At 35.3% G+C, this 3,473-nt stretch carries 3 protein-coding genes; all 3 read right to left on the bottom strand.

Annotated features, from left to right (window positions below; all coding sequences use genetic code 11):
• Positions 1-170: 170 nt before the first annotated feature.
• Positions 171-1,751: an MFS transporter gene (locus AABL87_RS17595; protein ID WP_006265508.1), complete on the bottom strand. Its 1,581-nt coding sequence runs from the start codon at positions 1,749-1,751 to the stop codon at positions 171-173.
• 42 nt (positions 1,752-1,793) lie between these two features.
• Positions 1,794-2,018 carry a four helix bundle protein gene (locus tag AABL87_RS17600; protein WP_225600599.1) on the bottom strand — a complete coding sequence of 75 codons (225 nt, stop codon included), beginning with the start codon at positions 2,016-2,018 and terminating at the stop codon, positions 1,794-1,796.
• A 131-nt stretch (positions 2,019-2,149) separates the two neighbouring features.
• The gene (locus tag AABL87_RS17605; RefSeq protein ID WP_006265506.1) at positions 2,150-3,268 is read right to left on the bottom strand and encodes an HlyD family secretion protein; all 1,119 of its coding nucleotides are present in this window, start codon (positions 3,266-3,268) and stop codon (positions 2,150-2,152) included.
• Between the last annotated feature and the right edge of the window lie 205 nt (positions 3,269-3,473).

Genomic DNA, 3,473 nt, shown 5'->3' on the forward strand with positions numbered 1-3,473 from the left:
TTCTATTTTAGATATAGGAGTTCGTGATTATGAATAATTGGTGTGCAATCACAACAGAAAAAGCGATTACAGAGTACTTTGTAATCGCTTTTATTTTATAAAATTAAAAAGAATCTCTAGTTCTTTCTCCTTTAGAAGAAGTAGGGTACTAGAGATTCAAAAGTACAAAATCATATATTGTTAGGGAGTTGATTTTCGATACTCTCTTTATCTTTTTTGCTCATCATAAGATTACCTAGTTTATTGATATACACACGAGTTTTCAGTGTGCGTATTCTACCGTAGTGGTGGAATAATACATATAACAACACTCCTATACTAGCGATATTTATATATCCATATACTGTCTTGGTAGCGGCGAGTACCCCGTTTAGTTGGACAAGGGATAGATTAATACCCGATCTTGATCTTAATAACATGGCATCGTCTAGGTATACGGCTAAGTTGTTTAGACTTTGTATTTGGAATTGATATTGTGTCCAGCTGTATAGGGCACTAAACATCCCTACAGCGATGAATGTACGCCATAGAATAGCAAATCCGATCAGTCCTAACATACTAGCTAAGTCTAACTTATCTAAGGTGTAATACCAAGTGGTGACAAAGATAACTCCCATTCCATATCCTTTAAAGAACATGGGTAGGTACCACATCGAATAGCTGAATTCTGTTGCCATAGCGAGGTACATCATCACACTGTACATAAGAAATGCAGAGAATCCAGAGAAGACGAGCATGCGTATAGGGATTTCGTTTTTATACCAATAATAACAGACAACTGCTGCAGTAATAAGTCCTGGAATCAGTAAGAGATTTAGGGAGGCATTGGTCATCGGATTATATCCTAATATACCTACGGCAAAGATATTCTGTATCGTAGCAGTGGCAAGATACATTCCTAAACACAATAACATAATCGTTCCGTGTCTTACATTATTCTTCTTAAAGGCATTTAAGGGTAAGAATGGTCTTCTAATCAACTGTTGGCGAATGACAAAAATAAATAAGAGAATACCAAATAATAATGAGGCATATCTTATGATCTCTGAGTCAAACCAAGCTTGTTGTTTTCCAAAAGCTAGGATATAGGCTAAGGTCATGAATGTTACATTGAATAGAAGGATACTAATCCAGTCAATGTAAATAAAAGGGACCTTGCGCATAAAGCGTTGATTGTGCTGAAATATAATACAAATCAATGCTGCTCCAAAGCACATAATTGCTAGGTTCATATAGCTAATCTGCCAGCTGAATATAAAGCTTACCTTAGCTACAAAGTAACCTGATAATTGGGTGATTACTAATAGGGCAGAGTAGTAGATACTGTAGAATATACCTCTGTTACCTCCTACACTTAAAAGCATCATAAGGGGTAATACTACTTCCATCATTCCCATCATTTTAAATACTCCTATTAGATAAGAACAGGCAATAATAATATAGGGTTGATGGGTAGTAGATTGTACCAAGTATAATAGACCACACATGGTGAGGGAGGTTACAAGAAGTTCTTTTGTTCTGAATCTCGCTTTGATCCTAACAATAAGAGGCATGACTGTACCTAGACCTATGGCATAGGCATAGTTAGCCCATAGGTAGTACTCTGTCATCGAGCCTGTACTACCCACGATATTGGTTATATTAGTAGTATATATTCCACTAATACTACAGAACACAGCTGCTATGATTACAATGAGTAATAGCATGACTGGTTTTGGTACCCAAGAGTGAAATAATCCTTTGTTATACATGGTATAGAATTAATAATTAGGAATTGTGTACGTTGTACATCCCTAAGTATGGTTTATTATTTTTTCTTTTTCTTTGATTGTTTTTAGAATGCTTCCTATAATTTTAAGCAGCTCATCTATGTCAGTCAAAAGGCTTGTACTCTGTTTAGTCGTTAGATAGTCTGTGTCAGTTAACAGTCGAATCCAGTAATGAGATTCACGAGCTTCTTTATACGCAATATATAGTTTAGCATAGCTTTTAATTTGTACTATATTTTCATTCTTCATAGAAAACGGATTTGATGAATTTAAAAATATAGTGTGCACATTAATCATTCCATTATTAAGAATTAGAAATTTAATTATAGGATATATTTAGAAAGCCCGAAGGGCTATGATTCCTAATTTAAAATTCCTAATTAGTTAGCCAGCTGTATATTCATATTCATCCCCGCTTTAAGGTTAGCGATGTTTTCTATATCATTCGTATCTGTAAATTCGATACGTACAGGGATACGCTGTTGTACCTTGACGAAGTTCCCCGTAGAGTTATCCGTAGGCATACTAGAATATCTAGAACCTGTAGCCGCAGAGATAGCCGTTACTTTTCCTTGAAAACGTATTCCTTTTACAGCATCAGCTGTCATGTCGATAATACTACCTATTTGAATATTGTTCATTTGAGATTCTAAAAAGTTGGCTGTTACCCATTTCTCATTATCTTTTACGATAGTAGTAATTTGCTGGCTAGGCGAGAGTAGTTGTCCTTCACTGATTAGTCTTCGTCCCATCACTCCGTCATAAGGAGCTGTAATCACTGTGTACGACAGGTTTAGTTGAGCCATATCTAATATCGCTTTTGTACGTTTGATATCCGCTTCATTTAGGGCAAGACGTGTTTCTATCTCTGAAACTGAAAGTTTGGTTGTGTTTTGTTGTTTTATTAAACTTTCATAAGCAGATTTAGCAGCTTGGTACTCTGTTTTTACTTGATCATATTGTTGTTGGGTAACAGCCTCAGCTTGTAATAAATTCTCGTATCTTTTGTTGTTTTGTTCTGCGTTCCACAATCTTGCTTTTGCCCCTTCAATATTAGAGCTAAATACCCCGATATTATTTGATGCTGTATGAATAGAGGAGTTAGTTACTTTCTTAGCAGCTAATGCGCTTAAATAAGCTGCTTCAGCTTGTTCTACTTGAGTGATGATTTCTCTGTTGTCAAGGATAACTAGTGTATCTCCTTTTTTGACTTGCTGATGTTCGATGAACTTGATCTCTTTAATATAAGCAGATACACGGGTATTGATAGGGTTAATGAACTCTTCTACCTGTGCTGATTCTGTGTAATCTCTATCGTTGATGTGAAAGTATTTAGTCAATAACCAGAAGAAAGCGATTCCTATTACCGCAAATGTTAGGGTGTTGACTAAGAGTATCTTTGTTTTCTTCTTTTTTTCTTTTTTAGCTTTATCCTCTACAACTTGCTCTACTGGAGCTTGAACTGGTTGTTCAGTAGTTGTATTTTCTTTATTTTCCATTGCTTGTTTTAGATATAATGTCGTTTGTACTTTTTGTTTTTTTGGAGGTACTGCATGTCACGTCACGGATTACAAATCGGCGCCATCGTTGTATTTTACCACAATCTATATCGCGTCATATAAGTACATTATGGCTTAGCCAAACATTCTTAATTCGATTACTATGATAAAAGCAAATCATTATTAATATATTTTACACCTTATT

Source organism: Myroides sp. C4067, assembly GCF_038039665.1.
In the GTDB taxonomy this organism is placed as follows: Bacteria; Bacteroidota; Bacteroidia; order Flavobacteriales; family Flavobacteriaceae; genus Flavobacterium; species Flavobacterium odoratimimum.

Excerpts from the sequence above, each read along its gene's own strand:
- AABL87_RS17605 (WP_006265506.1), bottom strand. The coding sequence starts at position 3,268 with ATGGAAAATAAAGAAAATACAACTACTGAACAACCAGTTCAAGCTCCA.
- AABL87_RS17595 (WP_006265508.1), bottom strand. The coding sequence starts at position 1,751 with ATGTATAACAAAGGATTATTTCACTCTTGGGTACCAAAACCAGTCATG.
- AABL87_RS17600 (WP_225600599.1), bottom strand. The coding sequence starts at position 2,018 with ATGAAGAATGAAAATATAGTACAAATTAAAAGCTATGCTAAACTATAT.